Raw genomic sequence first — 17,213 nt, forward strand, 5'->3', positions numbered from 1 at the left:
TGGCGCCTGTCCTTTAAGACCGCCGTGGACCATTAAAGTCGCGGCGGTTTTTTTCTGTCGGGTATTCCTGCGGTTACGCGGCTTCAGTCCCTATAATCACGCGGGCTTCGAGGGGGGCGCATGCCGTACGGTTTACCGCGCAAGATCAGAAAGGCATTCATCGTGCAGGCGCTGCTGGCAAGTCTGGCGGTGTTGCTTGGTGGCTACCTGATGGCCTTGGTGGTCAAGTACGGTCTGGTCAACACGGTGCTGCAGAACGAAGCACAGTACTACTGGCAGCAGAGTGCACAGGCGCCGGATCTGGCACCGCCCAATACCCTCAACATCCGCGGTTACCTGCAGCCTGCCGGGCAGGCTGATGCGACGATACCCGCGCCGCTGCGCGCACTGTCGCCGGGTTTCCATGAGCTGGAGTCGTCCGATCAACTGGTACTGGTAGACCAGCAGGCGGAAGGGCGGTTGTACCTGGTGTTCCAGCGCTCGCCAGCGCACCGTGCGGCCATCTGGGCCGGGGTGTTGCTGGTGCTGTTGGCAATCCACGCGGTGTCGTGGCTGACCTATCGCGCCTCGTCGCGGCTGGTGTCGCCGGTGAGCTGGCTGGCGCGGCGGGTCTCGTTGTGGGACCCGCGCCATCTCGATGCCCGGGAGCTGGCGCCAGAGCGGCTGCCGCCCGAGGTTCAGGGCGAGACCCGTCAACTGGCGCTGGCTTTACACGACATGGCCGGCAAGGTCGGTGATCACGTCGCCCGCGAACGCAATTTCACCCGCGATGCCAGCCATGAGCTGCGCACGCCGCTGACCGTCATCCGCATGGCCAGCGACATGGCGCTGGCCGACTCCGGCCTGACCCCGCGCCTGCAGCGCAGCCTGCAGCGCATCCAGCGTGCCGGCCGGGACATGGAGGCGGTGATCGATGCCTTCCTGCTGCTGGCCCGCGAGGCGGATGTGGAGCCGCAGTCGGAGCTGTTCGATGTCGGTGAGGTGGTGCGTTACGAGGCTGCCAACGTCGAGGAGTTGCTGCAGGGCAAGCCGGTGCAGCTGCGGGTGCTGGTGGAGGGCCAGCCGATGCTGATGGCGCCGCCACGGGTGATGCACGTGGTGGTGGCCAACCTGCTGCGCAACGCCTGCCTGTATACCGATGTCGGCGAGGTGGAAGTGACGGTGACAGCCGACCAGGTGGTGGTCTGCGATACCGGCATCGGCATGGGCAGCGAGGCCTTGGCGCGGATCTTCGAGCCCTTCTATCGTCCTGAGGGCGGTCGCCAGCAGGGTGTGGGCCTGGGCCTGCCGATCGTGCGGCGGCTGTGTGAACGCTGCGGCTGGCGGATCGAGCTGGCCAGCCAGGAAGGGCAGGGCACCACCGCAACCGTGCACTACCGCTGAGCCCAACCGCCCGCTGGCCTCGGTAAGCAATGGCCAGATGTGGCAAAATTGGGGGCTAATCTCACGCTACCGGTGTCATCTCCATGGGCGGTTGTTCAGGCTCCAGGCTTTTGTTCGGCCGCGCTGCGGCAAACAACAAGGTGTCGCATGGCTGACCAGATCGGGCATATGCCACGCGGTCCCGCGCGCATCCTGAAGGCAGCGCAGTGGTCGTGGCAGGGGCTGAAAGCCGCCTGGCTGCACGAGTCCTCGTTCCGTCTGGAGGTCTGCCTGTTCGTGGTGCTGGCACCGCTGGCCTTGTGGCTGGGCCAGAGCCCGGTCGAGCAGGTGCTGATGATCGGCTCGATGCTGCTGGTGATGGCCATGGAACTGGCCAACTCGGCCATCGAGGCGGTGATCGAGCGCTACGGCCCGGAGTACCACGTGCTGGCTGGCCGCGCCAAGGACATGGGCTCGGCGGCGGTATTCGTGCTGATGATGAATGTGCTGCTGTGTTGGGGGCTGATCCTGCTGCCGCGCGTTTTCTGACAAGTCAGCTGCCGGGTGGCGCTGATGCAATGGTTTTATTGAAGGATTGATCGCATGTCTCTTGAGTTTCTTGCCGACCCGAACGTATGGGTCACCCTGTTCATGCTCAGCGCACTGGAAATCGTGCTCGGTATCGACAACCTGGTCTTCATCTCCATCGCGGTCGGGCGCCTGCCCGAAGAGAAGCGCCCGCTGGCGCGTCGCGTCGGTATCGCGGTGGCCTGCATCACCCGCATCCTGCTGCTGATCTCGCTGGCTTACCTGGCACACATGGAGCAGAACCTGTTCAACGTGGCCGGCATGGGCATCTCCATCCGTGACCTGGTGCTGATCGTGGGCGGCCTGTTCCTGCTCTACAAGGGCATCAAGGAGGTCCGCGAACTGGTTACCGGCGGCGAAGATGAAGACCCGACCACCACCAAGGTGGCGTCGTCGTTCGGCATGGTGATCGCGCAGATCGCGGTGATCGACATCGTGTTCTCGCTGGACTCGGTGATCACTGCCGTCGGCATTGCCTCGCATGTCCCGGTGATGGTCTGTGCGGTGCTGTTGTCGGTGGCGGTGATGCTGCTGGCGGCCAACCCGCTGGGTCGTTTCATCGACGCCAACCCGACCGTGAAGCTGCTGGCGCTGGCCTTCATCCTGCTGGTCGGTGCGGTGCTGGTGCTGGACGGCCTGGACGTGCACGTGCCCAAGCCCTACATCTACGCGGCGATGGGCTTCTCGGTGCTGGTGGAGTGGCTGAACCTGTTGATGCGCCGCAACGCCAAGGCCCACCACGTGCCCGGCTCGGACAACTGGTAAGCGCCTGATTGGCCGGCATCCCCGGCCGAAGACAGGACCCGAAGGGCCGGCTCTGCCGGCCCTTTGTCTTTTTTGTAGGAGCGGCGTCAGCCGCGAAGCCGGCCATTGCCCAGATTGCGGGCATGCTCATGACTCGAGCCGTGCCAGCTTCGCGGCTGACGCCGCTCCTACAGCTGGTAGCCTGGTACGCCGTCGGACGCTGGCCTTTGCAAACCTTGAACAGGCAACGTGGCATGCTCGGCACTCCCGCCACCCAGGGTCAGACCCATGCGCCAGTACCTTCGCCTGATGTTGCTTGTCATCGCGGTGATTTCCATTTCCGGCTGTGGCTATAACGCCATCCAGCAGAAGGACGAGGCGGTCAAGGCCGGCTGGTCCGAGGTGGTCAACCAGTACAAGCGCCGTGCCGACCTGATCCCCAACCTGGTCAATACCGTGCAGGGCTATGCCCAGCAGGAGCGGCAGGTGCTGACCGAGGTCACCAATGCCCGTTCCAAGGTCGGGCAGATCCAGGTCAATGCCGACGATGCCGATTCGCTCAAGCAGTTCCAGCAGGCCCAGGGCGAACTGGGCAGCGCGCTGTCGCGGCTGCTGGTGGTCAGCGAGAACTACCCGACGCTGAAGTCGGACCAGAACTTCCGTGACCTGCAGGCGCAGCTGGAAGGCACCGAGAACCGCATCACCGTCGCTCGCGGCCGCTATATCCAACTGGTGCAGGACTACAACACCTACATCCGCTCGTTCCCGCAGGTGATCACCGCCAAGATGTTCGGCTATGCGGCCAAGCCCAATTTCACCGTCGACAACGAGGCGCAGATCGCACAGCCGCCGACCGTGAGCTTCGGCAGCCAGCCGGCAGCGCCGCAGCAGACGCCGCCGCAGCCCGCTCCGGCACAGTGAGTCGCGCGCGATGAGCGCAGTGCTGCAGCGCTTCAGCCTGCTGCTGTGCCTGTTCGGCCTCGGCTGGGCAGGCCCGGCGCTGGCCCAGCAACTGGCGCCGATCCCGCCGCTGGATTCGCCGGTGGTCGATACCACCGGCACCCTTGATGCGGCGCAGAAGCAGGCGCTGGAGCAGCAGGCCCTTGCCCTGCAGCAGCGCAAGGGCGCACAGCTGCAGGTACTGATCGTGCCGAGCACCCAGCCCGAGGACATCGCCCAGTACAGCACCCGTGTGTTCGACCAGTGGGCGATTGGCCGCAAGGGCGTGGATGACGGCGTGCTGCTGCTGGTGGCAAAGGATGACCGGCGGGTGCGGATCGAGCCGGGCTATGGCCTGGAAGGTGCCATCCCCGATGCCATCGCCAACCGGGTGATCCAGGAATACCTGGTGCCGCATTTCCGCCAGAACGATTACGCCGGTGGCATCACCGCCGCCAGCGGCGTGCTGGTCAAGATCATTGATGGTGAGGAATTGCCAGCCTCGGTCAGCAGCAACCGCGATGGTGGCGGGGGCAGCGGCGACGGCGATTCGATCTTCATGTTCGCGATCATGATTGGTGTGGTTGCTGCCACCTTCATGCGCGTGTTGCTGGCCAAGCTGCCACGGCCGATTCGTGGTGTGGTTGCAGGGTTGGTGGCCGGAGCTGGCGGTTGGTTGCTGTTGTCGGTGTTTGGTGGCGGCCTGGCTGCGCTGGTGGCGTTCGTGCTGTCGTTCGGCAGGGGCTCCAGCGGTGGTTTTGCCAGCGGCGGCGGCTGGGGCGGCGGCGGTGGCTTCGGTGGTGGTGGTTTTGGCGGAGGCGGTGGAGGCTTCGGCGGAGGCGGCGGAGGCGGCGGAGGCGGCGGAGGCGGCGGTTGGGGCGGTGGCGGTGGACGTTCGGGAGGCGGTGGCGCCTCGGGGAGCTGGTGATGCGCTGGTTACGACATTTCTTCGCTCCCTCCGCGCATGCCGCATTCCCGGAAGCCAGCCTGGACCGGATCGCCCACGCCATTGCCGACGGCGAGCGCCTGCATAGCGGCCAGGTGATGTTCGCGGTGGAGTCCGACCTGCCGCTGGGCTTGCTGTGGAAGAACACCAGCCCCCGCGCCCGTGCCGAGCATGCCTTCGCGCTGCTGCGTACCTGGGACACCGAGGCCAACAATGGTGTGCTGATCTATCTGTTGCTGGCCGACCATGCCATCGAGATCGTGGCCGACCGGGGACTGCGGGCGCGGGTGGATGCGGCGCAGTGGCAGCTGATCTGCGATCACCTGCGCGAGCAGCTGGGCGGGAGTACGCGCGAGGACGCCGTGCTGGCGGCGGTGGCCGAAGTCTCGCAGCTGCTATCGGCACACTTCCCACCGGATCCTGCAGGGCGCTCGCGCAATGAGCTACCTGACCGTCCGCAGGTGTTCGGCTGAAGCATGGGTTGAGTGGCAAGGGCCGCTACCCCGAGAATAGGGGCTGGTTTGCCTGACAGTGCCCGCATGCTCTTTCTTCATGACATAGATCCCATCGCTTTCTCGCTGGGGCCGATCGATGTGCACTGGTACGGCGTCATGTACCTGCTTGGCTTCGCCGCCGCCTGGTGGCTGGGCCGCTCCCGCATCCTTGCCGGGCGCTTGCCGGGCGTGGACATGAACGGCTTCTCCGACCTGCTGTTCTACGCGATGCTGGGCGTGGTGCTGGGCGGGCGCATCGGCTACATGCTGTTCTACGCAACCGCCGATTTCCTCGCCAATCCGCTGATCCTGCTGCGGGTCTGGGAAGGCGGCATGAGTTTCCACGGCGGCTTGCTTGGCGTGTTGATCGCCGGCTGGTGGTGGACGCGCAAGCACAAACTGCATTTCTTCGACACCATCGACTTCGTTGCGCCACTGGTGCCGCTGGGCCTGGGCTTTGGCCGTTTGGGCAACTTCATTGGTGGCGAGCTGTACGGCAAGTTCACCAATGCCGGCTGGGGCGTGGTGTTCCCGCATTCGCCGCTGAAGGACATTCCGGCGGGTTTGCCGGCGATGGAGCAACTGCTGTCGGCCGTGCAGATCCAGCAGGACTATGCTGCCGGCCTGCTTACCCAGTACGCACGTCATCCATCGCAGCTGTACGAAGCGCTGCTGGAAGGCCTGGTGATGTTCCTGGTGCTGTGGTTCTACTCGATGAAGCCGCGCCCGCGTTACGCGGTGTCCGGCCTGTTCGCGCTGATGTATGGCTGCTTCCGTTTCCTGGTCGAGTTCGTGCGCATGCCGGACAACGGCGTGTATGTAGCGTTTGATTGGTTGACCCGTGGCCAGATCCTGAGCCTGCCGTTGATCGTGCTGGGCTTGGTGTTGCTGGCAATGTCGCGCCGCGCGCCGGTGTTGCAGCCGGTGCTCCCACTGGAAGAGAAGAAGGCATGAAGCAATATCTGGATCTGCTGCAGCATGTGATGGAGCACGGCACCGAGAAGTCCGACCGCACCGGCACCGGCACGCGCAGCGTGTTCGGCTGGCAGATGCGCTTCGACCTCAACCAGGGCTTCCCGCTGGTCACCACCAAGAAACTGCACCTGCGCTCGATCATCCATGAGCTGCTGTGGTTCCTGAAGGGCGATACCAATATCGGTTACCTGAAGGACAACAAGGTCAACATTTGGGATGAGTGGGCCGATGCCAACGGCGATCTCGGCCCGGTCTACGGCAAGCAGTGGCGCAGCTGGGCCACCGCCGATGGCCGCGAGATCGACCAGATGCAATGGCTGGTGGACGAGATCAAGCGCAATCCGGATTCGCGCCGGCTGGTGGTCAGTGCCTGGAACGTGGGCGAGCTGTCGCAGATGGCGCTGATGCCCTGCCACAACCTGTTCCAGTTCTACGTGGTAGACGGCAAGCTCAGCTGCCAGCTCTACCAGCGCAGTGGCGATATCTTCCTCGGCGTGCCGTTCAATATCGCCAGCTATGCGTTGCTGACGCATATGGTGGCGCAGGCGACCGGACTGGGTGTGGGCGATTTCGTGCACACGCTGGGCGATGCGCACATCTATTCCAACCATTACGAGCAGGCACGCGAGCAGCTGTCACGTGAACCGCGCGCGCTGCCCAAGCTGTGGTTGAACCCGGACGTGACCGATCTGTTCGGCTTCCAGTTCGATGACATCCGGATTGATGGCTACGACCCGCATCCGGCAATCAAGGCGCCGGTGGCGGTGTGATTGATCATTCGATTGTTTCTCAGTTGGTGAGATTGGATTCTGGAAGAATCAACCTCACTTGAATTGAGGGATGACCATGGCTGGGCACACCAAAAAGTCTAGGGAAAAGCTCGCTGATACGCTGATGACCATGTCTGGGGCCCTTGGGGTTGCGGTTACCGCTGCCACCATTGTTTCGCCCATTGGATTGATCGTCGCCAAGATCGTAGGTGGTGAAAGGTTTGATTTTGTTGGAGCCTTGGCTCGGGTTGATCCTTGGCTTTGGGGCTTGTTGATCGTGTTTTTCTTTGGAGCAGTTTCCTTGGTGATGCTGGGGCGACGATCTGCATTCAAGATTTATGACGAGATTTATCCTGACCAATGAAGCTATCACTCGTTGCAGCGCTGGACCGAAATCGTGGCATTGGCCATGACAACGCGATGCCGTGGCATCTGCCGGATGACTTCAAGCACTTCAAGGCGCTGACCCTTGGCAAGCCGATCCTGATGGGCCGCAAGACTGCCGAGTCGCTGGGTCGCGCGCTGCCGGGACGGACCAATCTGGTGTTGACCCGTAGCGGCCAGGTGCCGTTTGCCGGCATGCGTGCGGTTGCTTCGTTGGATGAGGCGCGGGCGATCGCTGCGGGCGAGGGCGCCGATGAGTTGTGCGTGATTGGTGGCGGCGAAATCTATCGGCTGCTATTGGATCAGGCCACCGATCTGCACTTGACCTGGGTGGATACCGAGGTGAACGCCGATACGCATTTCCCGGAAGTGGATCCGGCGCTGTGGCGGGAAGTGGATAGCCAAGCGCGTGCAGCAGATGAGCGGCATGCGTTTGCGTTCCGGTTTGTGCATTACGTTCGGCGCTGAGTTGTTCTGAAGCTAAAAGCTACCCCTCCCCAACCCTCCCCTTGGCTACGCCAAAGGGAGGGAGCTGATCTCGTCGGCTTCACCATCTTTCGTAGCCAAGGCTGTTACCCCCTCCCTTTGGCGTAGCCAAGGGGAGGGTTGGGGAGGGGTAGCTCCTTGTATTTGGCTTTCAGGGCCCCGTACGGCGCCCAATCACCCCGGCATCCGGTAATGCCCAATGATCGTGTGCCGGAACAATAGATCCTGCTCCTGCGTGCCTTGCGCGATGTTGTGCAGCACCAGCGGGGTGCCGTCGTCCAGGCGTTGATCGGAAACGATGCCTACATGCAGCAGGCCGTTGCCATTGAGCTTCCACGCCACAATGTCGCCGGCGGCGTAGTCATCGGCGACGGTACTTATCGGTAACTCCCAGCCTTGCCGCTGGAACCAGCGCATCTGGTTGGGCACGCGGCGGTGGTCGATGTTCCGGTCCGGTCGCGACAATCCCCATAGCTGCGGATAGGCGGTGAAGTTCCCGCGCATGTCGTCGTTGATGCGCTGCTGCAGGTCAATACCTTGCGTGCGCAGTGCGCGGATCACCACGTCGGTGCAGACGCCACGATCAAGCGGCGGATCGCCGTTGGGATAGGTCAGTGAGAAGTAGGCCGGGTCGTAGCGGGTGGTTACCCCGATCTGTGCCCGTGCGGCCGCAACCAGTGGAGGTGATACGACCTGCGGCGCGGGCTCGCTGGCTGCTTGCGGCGGTGGTGGGTTTGTTTCCGTGCCGTCGGGCTGCGGACGGCAGCCTGCAAGCAATGCAATGACCATCAGCATCAGTGCCGATGGCCAGGGCCTCATGCAGCCGGTCCGTTGTTGTCCGGCGTGGGCGTGCTGTTGTTGCCGTTGTTGCTGCCATTGCCGTTGCGCCCACGCGGACGATGGCGGCGCGGGCGTCGGCGTTGTTCGCCGCTGCGCTCGCTGCGCGGCGCTTCGCCGCGGGGTTCGGCTTTGGCCTCGGCCTTTGCTTCTGGCTTGGCCTCGGCGCGCGGCTTGCGCGGCGGGTGCTGGCCCGGCACCGGTGCGGGTACGTCGCGGCCCGGGACCTGCACGACGCGCAGGTCTTCGCTGTCCAGCTGCAGCGCAGTGAGCTTGCCGCCCCAGACCGCGCCGGTATCGATGACATGCACGCCCTGGGTGATGGTCAGGCCCAGCGCCGACCAATGGCCGCAGACCATCTTCAACTCACGCTCGGCCCGCCCAGGCACTTCAAACCAGGGATACATGCCCTGCGGCTGCGTGCCCGGGGTGCCCTTGTCTTCCATGCCGATACGCCCGCTGGGCGTGCAGTAACGCATGCGGGTGAAGATATTGATGATGGCGCGCGAACGGTCGTAGCCACTCAGGCCGGGCGACCATGCCGGCTTGTCGCCGTACATGTTACGGAACAGCTTGCGATAGCCATTGCCATGCAACTGCTGCTCGACTTCGCGGGCGTGCTTCTCGGCCAATGCAACCGTCCACTTCGGCGCCAGCCCGGCATGGAACATCATCCAGCCCAGCTCGCGGTCGACGTGTACCAGCTTCTGCATGCGCAGCCATTCCAGCAGCACGTCGCGGTCCTCGGCCAGCACGATGCGCTGCAGGTCCGGGTTGACCTTGCGCTGCTCCTCTTCGCTGCGGGCGCCAATGGCCAGCAGGGAAAGGTCATGATTACCAAGCACGGTGACGCTGTGTTCGCGCAGCGAATGTACCAGCCGCAGCGTCTCCAGCGACTGACCGCCGCGGTTGACCAGATCGCCGGCGAACCACAGCTTGTCACTGGCAGGATCGAAGTTGATCTTCTCCAGCAGTCGCTGGGTGACGTCGTAGCAGCCCTGCAGGTCGCCGATTGCCCAGGTCGCCATCAGTGCAGCGTCCTGGGGATGGCCAGCACGAACGGTGCGATGGTGGCGGCAAATTCGGTGCCGTCGTCGGCCAGCATGTCGTAGTGACCCTGCATGGTGCCGCGCTCGGTGCCGAGCATCACCCCGGAGGTGTAGCGGAACTCTTCGCCGGGGCGCAGCCGCGGCTGTTCACCGACCACGCCCTCGCCGTCGACATGCTCAACCCGGCCTTCGCCGTCGGTGATGCGCCAATGGCGGCTGATCAGCCGCGCCGGCATGGTGCCGCGGTTGTGGATGCGGATCGTGTAGGCGAACGCAAAGCGCCCGTCTTCAGGGGCCGACTGGTCGTCGATGAAACGAGGCGAGACCTCGATCTCGATCGCGTAGTGGCGGGTGTCTTCCATGGGGAGAGTGTAAGCAAAAGCAGGTGATCGGTTTGCGTGTATGCCGCGCTTATTCCTGCGGCAGGTTGGCAAGCCTGATGAAATCGGCAACTTCCAGCTGTTCAGCGCGTGCATCGCTGCGCACACCGGCGGCTTCGAACTGGGCCTGATCGATGACGCCGTTGAGGGCGTTGCGCAGGGTCTTGCGGCGTTGGCCGAAGGCGGCGCGGACCACGTCGGCAAAGCGTTTGCGGTCGTTGATGCCAACCGTGGCCGGATCACGCGGAATCAGCCGGACCACGGCCGAATCCACCTTCGGCGGCGGCCGGAACGCGCCCGGCGGCACCACGAACAGTGCCTTTACCTCGCAGAACGCCTGCAGCATCACGCTCAGGCGGCCGTAAACCTTGCTGCCGGGGCCGGCGGCCATGCGGTCGACCACTTCCTTCTGCAGCATGAAGGTCATGTCCGAGATCGCGGCGGCATGGTCCAGTGCATGGAACAGGATCGGCGAGGAGATGTTGTAGGGCAGGTTGCCGACCAGACGGATGGTGGAGCCTGCGGCGAGCTCGGTGAAGTTCACCCGCAGCACGTCGCTGTGGACGATGGTCAGCTCGCCCAGCGGCGCGGCAGCCTCGGTCAGCGGCACGATCAGGTCGCGGTCGAACTCGATGACGGTCAGCCTGGGATGACGGCGCAGCAGCGGGAAGGTGATGGCGCCCTGGCCCGGGCCGATCTCGACCAGGCGGTCGTCGCCCTTCGGGTCGACTGCCAGGACGATCTTCTCGACGTAGTACTTGTCCGCCAGGAAGTGCTGGCCCAGCTGTTTCTTGGCCGGGGCAGTAAAGCCCGTGCGCGGGGAATGATCAGAATTCATAGGCTGATTTTACGTTGTGCAGCCAGCTGCGCGCACAGCGCCGTCGCCGCATACAGGCTGGAAGGGTCGGCCACGCCCTTGCCGGCGAGGTCCAGGGCGGTGCCGTGGTCCACCGCGACGCGCGGGTAGGGCAGGCCCAGGGTGATGTTGGTGGCCTGCTCGAAGCCGCTGTACTTGAGCACCGGCAGGCCCTGGTCGTGGTACATCGCCAGCACCGCGTCGAAACCGGCCAGCTTTGCCGGCAGGAAGGCGGTGTCGGCGGGCAACGGGCCGATCAGGTTCAGGCCTTCGCCACGCATCTGCTCCAGCAGCGGGATGATCAGGTCCAGCTCTTCGCGGCCGAGATGGCCGTCTTCGCCGGCGTGCGGGTTGAGCCCGAGCACGGCAATGCGCGGCTTCGCCAGGCCGAAATCACGCCGCAAGGCCTTATCGGTGGTGCTGATGACCTTGCGCAGGCTGTCAGTGGTGATGGCATCGGCGACTTCGCGCAGCGGCAGGTGGGTGGTGGCCAGGGCCACACGCACGATGTCATTGGCGAGCATCATCACCACTTCGACGCCAGCCTGGTTGGCCAGTAACTCGGTGGTGCCGCTATAGGCGATGCCGCCCTGGTTGATCACCGCCTTGTGCACCGGCCCGGTGACCACGCCATCGAGGCTGCCGTCCAGACAGGCCTGGCCGGCGCCGAGCAGGGCATCGATCACCGCCCGCGCATTGCGCGGATCGGCATGGCCAAACCGGGAGGGGGCAGCGTTGCGGACTTCACGCAGGCGCAGGTCGCCGGGGCGGCTGGCATCAGCGTGCTCGGGCAGCAGTTGCAGCGGCAGGTTCAGCGCGCTGGCGGCGCCCTGCAAGGTATCCGGGTCCGCAAACGCCAACAGCCGGCAGTCACTGCGCGGCTGTTGGGCAAGACGTATGCAAAGTTCCGGGCCGATCCCGGAGGGCTCGCCCGGAACCAGAGCGAGCTGGGCAGTCATGGATCAGGGCTTGGCCGGTTCTGCCGGGGTGGTTGCCGTGTCGGCATTGCCCTCGGCGCGGTCACCGCTGCGGAAGCTGACGTAGGCTTCACCACGCAGTTCCTGCAGGAAGCGGTTGTACTCGTCGTCCAGCTTGCGACGGCCGATCTGTTCACGGATCTGCGCACGCTTGTTGTTGTCGCCGACGTCGGTCTGACGCGAGGCAACGCGCTGCACGATGTGCCAGCCGGCATCGGTACGGAACGGGGTGCCGACGCCATTGTCGCTCAGGCTTTCAACCTGCTTGCCGAAGTCCGGGCCGAAGGCATCGGCCGGGAACCAGCCCAGGTCGCCGCCCTGGCCACGGCTGTTGGTGTCGTCGGAGGACTCCTTGGCCACGGCCTGGAAGTCGGCACCGCCGACGATGCGCGCACGCAGGGTTTCGATCTTGGCCTTGGCAGCCGCTTCGTCGACCTGGTCGGTGACGCGGATCAGGATGTGGCGGGCGTGGTACTCGGTAACCTTCTGGCCGCCGTCGGCAGCGCTGCCGGCATCACGGGTTTCCACCAGCTTGAGCAGCTGGAAGCCGCTCGGGCCGCGGATCGGGCCAAGCACGTCGCCGGCCTTCATGGTCTTGATCTGGTTGGCGAACGCGTTGGGGATTTCATCCGCACTACGCCAGCCCAGGTCGCCGCCTTCCAGCGCGTTGGGGCTGTCCGAATAACGCACGGCGGCGGCGGAGAAGTCCAGCTCGCCCTTGTCCAGCAGGTTCTTGACGCCGTCGACCTTGCTCTGGCCGGTGGCGATCTGCTCGGCAGTCGCGCCCTCGGGCAGGGCGATCAGGATGTGCGCCAGATGGAACTGGGCACCGCCGGCGTTCTGCTGTGCCAGTGCGGCATCCACTTCACCTTCGCTGACGCTGATACGGCTCTGCGCGAAACTCTGGCGCAGGCGCTGGGTGATGATTTCCTCGCGCACCGAATTGCTGAAATCGGAGAAACCAATACCGTCCTGGGCCAGGCGCTGGCGCAGGCCATCGACCGTGGTGCCATTCTGCTGGGCAATGCTGCCGATGGCGTGGTTCAGTTCTTCGTCGCTGACGCGGATGCCGCTGCCTTCGGCGCGCGCCACCTGCAGCTTGACCAGTACCAGGCGCTCCAGCACCTGCCGTTCCAGCACGGCTTCAGGCGGCAGCTGGGCTTCGCGGCCAGCGTACTGGCCCTTGATGTTGGCGACCGCACGCTGCAGTTCGCTCTGCAGGATCACGCCTTCGTCGACGACGGCGGCGATGCGATCCAGCGGTTGCGTCTGCTGTGCAACAGCCGGGGCGGCAACGCCGGAGAACGCCAGCAAGGTGGCGAGGACTGCAGGAAGGGTCTTGGTCATGGAATCTGGTTGGGATCGTAGTCGTCGTCGTTCGCCTCGATGTTGCTTGGCGGAACGAGGTAGAGGTCGTCTCGGTTGTAGCCGAGAATAGCACGGCGCAAGGTGCGGTCCGTGTTCTGTCCAACCGAGCTCAGGCCCTTGAGCACGAACTCGATCTGGAACGAATTATTGAGGTCACCTTCGCGGTTGCGGACGTAACGGCGGGCCAGCGCACGCACTGCCAGGCAGCAGCTGTCCCACTGCACGCCGCCGATGATTTCCAGCGGCTTGCTGTCCAGCATCGAGTAGTAATAGCGGCCGACGATGCTCCAGCGCGGGTTGATCGGGTACAGGAAGGAGAAGTCCGCCTGCTTGAGCTGTTCCTGGCCGGTGGTCGGGTTGCCGCGGTAGCGGTAGCTCAGGTTGATCACGCCGTCGTCGGGCAGCAGGTAGCGCGCACGCACGCTGGCCAGGTCTTCCTTGCGGAACTTGGGATTCCACTGGTAGGTGCTGCCCAGGGTCCAGCGGTCGGTCAGCGCCCAGTTGACGTCGGCCACCCAGGCGGACTTGCTTTCGCTCACTACCGGGTCGCCGGGGTTGACGGTGACCTGGGAGTCTTCGAAATAGGTGATCTGGCCAATACTGGCCGACAGCTTCTCGCGGCCGTCTTCCTGGCGGATCAGGCGCGTGGTCAGTGCGGTGGTCAGCTGGTTGGCATCGTTCTGGCGGTCGGCGCCGGTGAAGCGGGAGTCGCGGAACAGCTGGCCCCAGCTGAAGGTGAAGGCACGGGTGTCGAACAGTGGCAGGTCCGACTGGTCACGGTAGGGCGTGTTCAGGTAGAACAGCCGCGGCTCCAGCGTATTCAGGTAGGACTTGCCGCCCAGCGTGGTCTCGCGGTCGAAGAACAGCCCCATGTCGAGGCTGGCGATCGGCATGCTGCGGCTGGGCGAAGTATTGCCGCGCAGCTGCGCAGGGGGGGCGGTGGCCGGGTCGATGCCGGCGGCGCGCAGCTGCTGGGCACGGATGTCGTCGGCGAGGCCGCGTTCCAGGTCGTAGGCGGTGTAACGCCAGGCCAGGGTCGGGGTGATGTACCAGGCAGCGCCGCCCAGCGGCATCGAGACATAGGGCTTGATGTCGAGGCGGGAGCCGCCGTACACGCGGGTGACATCGCCGGTGCGGATGTATTCGCCATCGGCATCGAGCGTCTTGTGGCGGATGTCATCGTGGGTGAAACGCACGGCTTCGGCATAGATGCCGGCTTCGAACCAGTGGCCGAAGGATTCCTCCCAGGTGCCAAACAGGCGCGGCTGGCGGCTGTAGGGCAGGGACTGCTCGGTCAGCGTGTAGTCGGTCAGCTGCCACTCGTCGGCCATGATGCCGGCGGTCCAGGTGCGGCCGGTGCCATACAGGCCAGCAGCGCTCTGCATGTTGGAGGCGGTGATGCCGTTCAGGCGATTGGCGAAGTCCTCGACATAGCGCTCGTCGCTGACCCAGGCCAGGTTGGCGCGCGCCTGCCAGTTCTTGTCGACGTTGTGGTAGCCGTTGAACGACAACGCGCCACGATCGCGATCGCGCAGTGAGTCGTTCGGCATGTACGAGGTATCGAGCTGGCCACGGCCGCCGGAGTACAGGTAGCGGAACTCGTTCTCCAGCAGCAGACCACGCTTGCTCATGTAGCGCGGGGTCAGGGTGTCGTCGTAGTTCGGCGCCAGGTTGAAGTAGATCGGCTGCGCGTAGTCGAAACCGTTGCGCCCGGACATGCTCAGCTTCGGGTAGAGCAGGCCGGTCATGCGGCGGTCGTCGATCGGGAACTTGAAGTAGGGCATGTACAGCACGGGCAGCTTGCCCACGCGCAGCACGGCGTTGCGGGCCGTGCCGAAGCCTTCTTCGTTGTCGACGTCGATCTGCGGCGCCACCAACTTCCACACCGGTTGCGAGGGATCGCAGGTGGTGTAGCTGGAATGGTGCATCTGCCCGGTCGAGCCCTGCAGGTCGACCGAATCCGCCGAGCCGTTGCCGCGGCGGGAAACCAGCTGGTAACGGATGTCGCTGATCTTGTGCGAATCCGTTTCCTGATTGCCTTCCGCGCGCTCGGCCACCATGCGGATCGACGAATCCGAGTAACGGACATTGCCCTCGGCGATGTAATTGCCGGACTCGGTGTCCATGCGCAACGTATCGGCGCCCATGAACTGGTCGCCACGCTTGAGCAGCACATTGCCCTGGTATTGCGGCATGGTGCTGGTGCCGGAGAGCTCGTTGCCTTCGATATCGGTGGGCAACTGCTCGCGGTTGGCGGCAGCGGCGGGGTCGACCGGCGGGGCCTCGTCGAACGCAGGCAAGGTGTCGGTGGCCGGGCATAGGCCCCAGTTCACCGGCTTCTCGTCGGCCCAGGCGGGCAGGCAGATGGCAATGCCCAAGGGCAGGGGAAGCAGGCGGAGAGCTCGGCGCACGCGGTTCGCATTCGGGGGAAAACGGCCGCTAGCTTGCCGCATCGCCTGCATGGGGGCAATGAAGGGCTGCCCGATGGGCCGGGCGGGGTTCATCCATCAACGGGTTGCGAGCAGTTCCTGGACGTGCGCCACGCTGCATTCGCGCAGCGCCTGCAGGTCGTAGCCGCCTTCCAGCATGGACACCACGCGGCCGCTGCCATGGCGGGCGGCGAGCGTGACCAGCTCGGCGGTCAGCCAGCCGAAATCCTCGGTCTCGACCATCAGGTCGGCCTGCGGGTCGCGCATATGCGCATCGAAACCGGCCGAGATGAACAGTAATTGAGGTTGGAACGCCTCGATCTGCGGCAGCATCTCGTCGGCCCAGGTATTGCGGAAGCGGAAGCCGCCACTGCCCGGCGGCAGCAGGATGTTGCAGATATTGCCCACCCCGCGTTCGCGCATGTTGCCCGAGAACGGGAACAGGCCGGACTGGTGGGTGCTGTAGTAGGCGACCTTCGGGTCGGTCTCGAAGATGGCCTGGGTGCCATTGCCGTGGTGCACGTCGAAATCGACGATGGCGATCCGTTCCAGGCCGTACTTGTCGCGGGCATAGGCGGCAGCCACGGCGATGTTGTTGAACAGGCAGAAGCCCATCGCGGTATCGGCGGTGGCGTGGTGGCCGGGTGGGCGTACCGCGCAGAACACGTGCTTGTTGTCCTCGCCGAGCATCACCGCGTCCACCGCAGCGACGCCGGCACCGGCCGCGTGCAGAGCCGCGCTGGCCGAACCGGGCGAGCTGAAGGTGTCCAGGTCGATGCGCCGCAGCGGCGCGGTCTGCACCTGCAGGACCGAGTCGATCAACTCGCGGGTGTGCACACGGGCCAGTTCGCCGAGCTTGGCAGGCGGCGCATTGCGCCACTCCAGCTGGTCCGGGAATTCGGCCCGTAGGGCGGAAATAACGGCGTGTAGACGCTCCGGCGACTCAGGGTGGTCGATGCCGGGGTCGTGTTCAAGGCAGGCAGGGTGGGTGAATACCAGCATGGCCGCACTGTAACCGTCGACGCCGCGCGTTGCGCGGCGTTGTATGGGGGGAGGAGGATCAGCCGCGACGACGTTCGTGGTTCCACAGCACTTCACCCTGGCCATCGGCCCTGGCAAGCACGCGGGACAGCACGAACAACAGGTCGGACAGGCGGTTCAGGTAGCGCACCGCTTCGCCACGGATATCCTCGACGCGAGCCAGCGCAACGGTTTCGCGCTCGGCACGACGGACGATGGTGCGCGCCAGGTGGCAACGCGCCGCGCCTTCGCCGCCGGCTGGCAGGATGAAGTCCTTCAGCGGCGGCAGGTCGTCGTTGTAGCGGTCCAGGTGCTGTTCCAGCGCGTCGATGTCGGCGGCGTGGATGGCGGCATGGCCGGGGATGCACAGCTCGCCACCCAGGTCGAACATCTGGTGCTGGATGGTGGTGAGCAGGTTGCGGATGTCGTCGGGCAGGCTCACCGCCAGCAGCACGCCAATGGCCGAATTGGCCTCATCGACGGTGCCGTAAGCGTTGACCCGCAGCGAATCCTTGCCGGTACGGCTGCCATCACCCAGGCCGGTGCTGCCATCGTCACCGGTGCGGGTGTAGATCTTGGAAAGACGGTTACCCATTGCCCGGCGTGCCC

At 64.8% G+C, this 17,213-nt stretch carries 19 protein-coding genes; 10 read left to right on the plus strand and 9 right to left on the minus strand.

Annotated features, from left to right (window positions below):
* Positions 1 to 120 precede the first annotated feature (120 nt).
* The 10 genes from Q5Z11_RS04670 to Q5Z11_RS04715 all read left to right on the plus strand — a co-directional run bounded on the left by Q5Z11_RS04670 (position 121) and on the right by Q5Z11_RS04715 (position 7,670).
* Positions 121 to 1,383 (plus strand): sensor histidine kinase, encoded by a 1,263-nt coding sequence (locus Q5Z11_RS04670; protein WP_303748946.1) that lies wholly within the window; start codon positions 121 to 123, stop codon positions 1,381 to 1,383.
* Between the two features lie 147 nt (positions 1,384 to 1,530).
* Complete coding sequence (locus Q5Z11_RS04675) at positions 1,531 to 1,911, plus strand: diacylglycerol kinase (protein WP_303748947.1); 381 nt, start codon at positions 1,531 to 1,533, stop codon at positions 1,909 to 1,911.
* A 54-nt stretch (positions 1,912 to 1,965) separates the two neighbouring features.
* Positions 1,966 to 2,715: a TerC family protein gene (locus tag Q5Z11_RS04680; RefSeq protein ID WP_303748948.1), complete on the plus strand. Its 750-nt coding sequence runs from the start codon at positions 1,966 to 1,968 to the stop codon at positions 2,713 to 2,715.
* Between the two features lie 267 nt (positions 2,716 to 2,982).
* Positions 2,983 to 3,615, plus strand: coding sequence for a LemA family protein (locus Q5Z11_RS04685; RefSeq protein WP_303748949.1), 633 nt, complete (start codon positions 2,983 to 2,985; stop codon positions 3,613 to 3,615).
* Positions 3,616 to 3,625: 10 nt separating this feature from the next.
* Complete coding sequence (locus Q5Z11_RS04690; protein ID WP_303748950.1) at positions 3,626 to 4,561, plus strand: TPM domain-containing protein; 936 nt, start codon at positions 3,626 to 3,628, stop codon at positions 4,559 to 4,561.
* A complete protein-coding gene (locus Q5Z11_RS04695) occupies positions 4,561 to 5,052 on the plus strand; it encodes a TPM domain-containing protein (RefSeq protein ID WP_303748951.1) in 492 nt (163 codons plus the stop codon). The genes Q5Z11_RS04690 and Q5Z11_RS04695 overlap by 1 nt, the downstream gene beginning before the upstream one ends.
* Before the next feature lie 66 nt (positions 5,053 to 5,118).
* Positions 5,119 to 6,027 carry a prolipoprotein diacylglyceryl transferase gene (lgt, locus tag Q5Z11_RS04700; RefSeq protein WP_303748952.1) on the plus strand — a complete coding sequence of 303 codons (909 nt, stop codon included), beginning with the start codon at positions 5,119 to 5,121 and terminating at the stop codon, positions 6,025 to 6,027.
* Entirely contained in the window at positions 6,024 to 6,818 is a 795-nt protein-coding gene (locus Q5Z11_RS04705; protein WP_293715272.1) for a thymidylate synthase, read from the plus strand. Before lgt ends, Q5Z11_RS04705 begins: the two co-directional genes overlap by 4 nt.
* 76 nt (positions 6,819 to 6,894) lie before the next feature.
* Positions 6,895 to 7,182, plus strand: coding sequence for a hypothetical protein (locus Q5Z11_RS04710; RefSeq protein WP_303748953.1), 288 nt, complete (start codon positions 6,895 to 6,897; stop codon positions 7,180 to 7,182).
* Positions 7,179 to 7,670 carry a dihydrofolate reductase gene (locus Q5Z11_RS04715; RefSeq protein ID WP_303748954.1) on the plus strand — a complete coding sequence of 164 codons (492 nt, stop codon included), beginning with the start codon at positions 7,179 to 7,181 and terminating at the stop codon, positions 7,668 to 7,670. Before Q5Z11_RS04710 ends, Q5Z11_RS04715 begins: the two co-directional genes overlap by 4 nt.
* Positions 7,671 to 7,862: 192 nt before the next feature.
* On the opposite strand, the gene Q5Z11_RS04720 is transcribed toward Q5Z11_RS04715, so the two are convergent.
* The 9 genes from Q5Z11_RS04720 to Q5Z11_RS04760 form a co-directional block, all read right to left on the minus strand.
* Positions 7,863 to 8,507 (minus strand): DUF1287 domain-containing protein, encoded by a 645-nt coding sequence (locus Q5Z11_RS04720; protein ID WP_303748955.1) that lies wholly within the window; start codon positions 8,505 to 8,507, stop codon positions 7,863 to 7,865.
* Positions 8,504 to 9,553: a symmetrical bis(5'-nucleosyl)-tetraphosphatase gene (locus Q5Z11_RS04725; protein ID WP_303748956.1), complete on the minus strand. Its 1,050-nt coding sequence runs from the start codon at positions 9,551 to 9,553 to the stop codon at positions 8,504 to 8,506. The genes Q5Z11_RS04720 and Q5Z11_RS04725 overlap by 4 nt, the downstream gene beginning before the upstream one ends.
* The gene (gene apaG / locus Q5Z11_RS04730; RefSeq protein WP_303748957.1) at positions 9,553 to 9,936 is read right to left on the minus strand and encodes a Co2+/Mg2+ efflux protein ApaG; all 384 of its coding nucleotides are present in this window, start codon (positions 9,934 to 9,936) and stop codon (positions 9,553 to 9,555) included. Before apaG ends, Q5Z11_RS04725 begins: the two co-directional genes overlap by 1 nt.
* Before the next feature lie 49 nt (positions 9,937 to 9,985).
* Entirely contained in the window at positions 9,986 to 10,792 is an 807-nt protein-coding gene (gene rsmA / locus Q5Z11_RS04735) for a 16S rRNA (adenine(1518)-N(6)/adenine(1519)-N(6))-dimethyltransferase RsmA (protein ID WP_303748958.1), read from the minus strand.
* A complete protein-coding gene (gene pdxA / locus Q5Z11_RS04740; protein ID WP_303748959.1) occupies positions 10,789 to 11,769 on the minus strand; it encodes a 4-hydroxythreonine-4-phosphate dehydrogenase PdxA in 981 nt (326 codons plus the stop codon). Before pdxA ends, rsmA begins: the two co-directional genes overlap by 4 nt.
* 3 nt (positions 11,770 to 11,772) lie before the next feature.
* Entirely contained in the window at positions 11,773 to 13,134 is a 1,362-nt protein-coding gene (locus Q5Z11_RS04745; RefSeq protein WP_303748960.1) for a peptidylprolyl isomerase, read from the minus strand.
* Complete coding sequence (gene lptD / locus Q5Z11_RS04750; RefSeq protein ID WP_303748961.1) at positions 13,131 to 15,566, minus strand: LPS-assembly protein LptD; 2,436 nt, start codon at positions 15,564 to 15,566, stop codon at positions 13,131 to 13,133. Before lptD ends, Q5Z11_RS04745 begins: the two co-directional genes overlap by 4 nt.
* A 96-nt stretch (positions 15,567 to 15,662) precedes the next feature.
* The gene (locus tag Q5Z11_RS04755; protein WP_303748962.1) at positions 15,663 to 16,586 is read right to left on the minus strand and encodes a histone deacetylase family protein; all 924 of its coding nucleotides are present in this window, start codon (positions 16,584 to 16,586) and stop codon (positions 15,663 to 15,665) included.
* Positions 16,587 to 16,644: 58 nt separating this feature from the next.
* Entirely contained in the window at positions 16,645 to 17,199 is a 555-nt protein-coding gene (locus Q5Z11_RS04760) for a cob(I)yrinic acid a,c-diamide adenosyltransferase (RefSeq protein WP_303748963.1), read from the minus strand.
* Positions 17,200 to 17,213 lie beyond the last annotated feature (14 nt).

This window comes from Stenotrophomonas sp. 610A2, from assembly GCF_030549615.1.
Taxonomy (GTDB): domain Bacteria; phylum Pseudomonadota; class Gammaproteobacteria; order Xanthomonadales; family Xanthomonadaceae; genus Stenotrophomonas; species Stenotrophomonas pigmentata.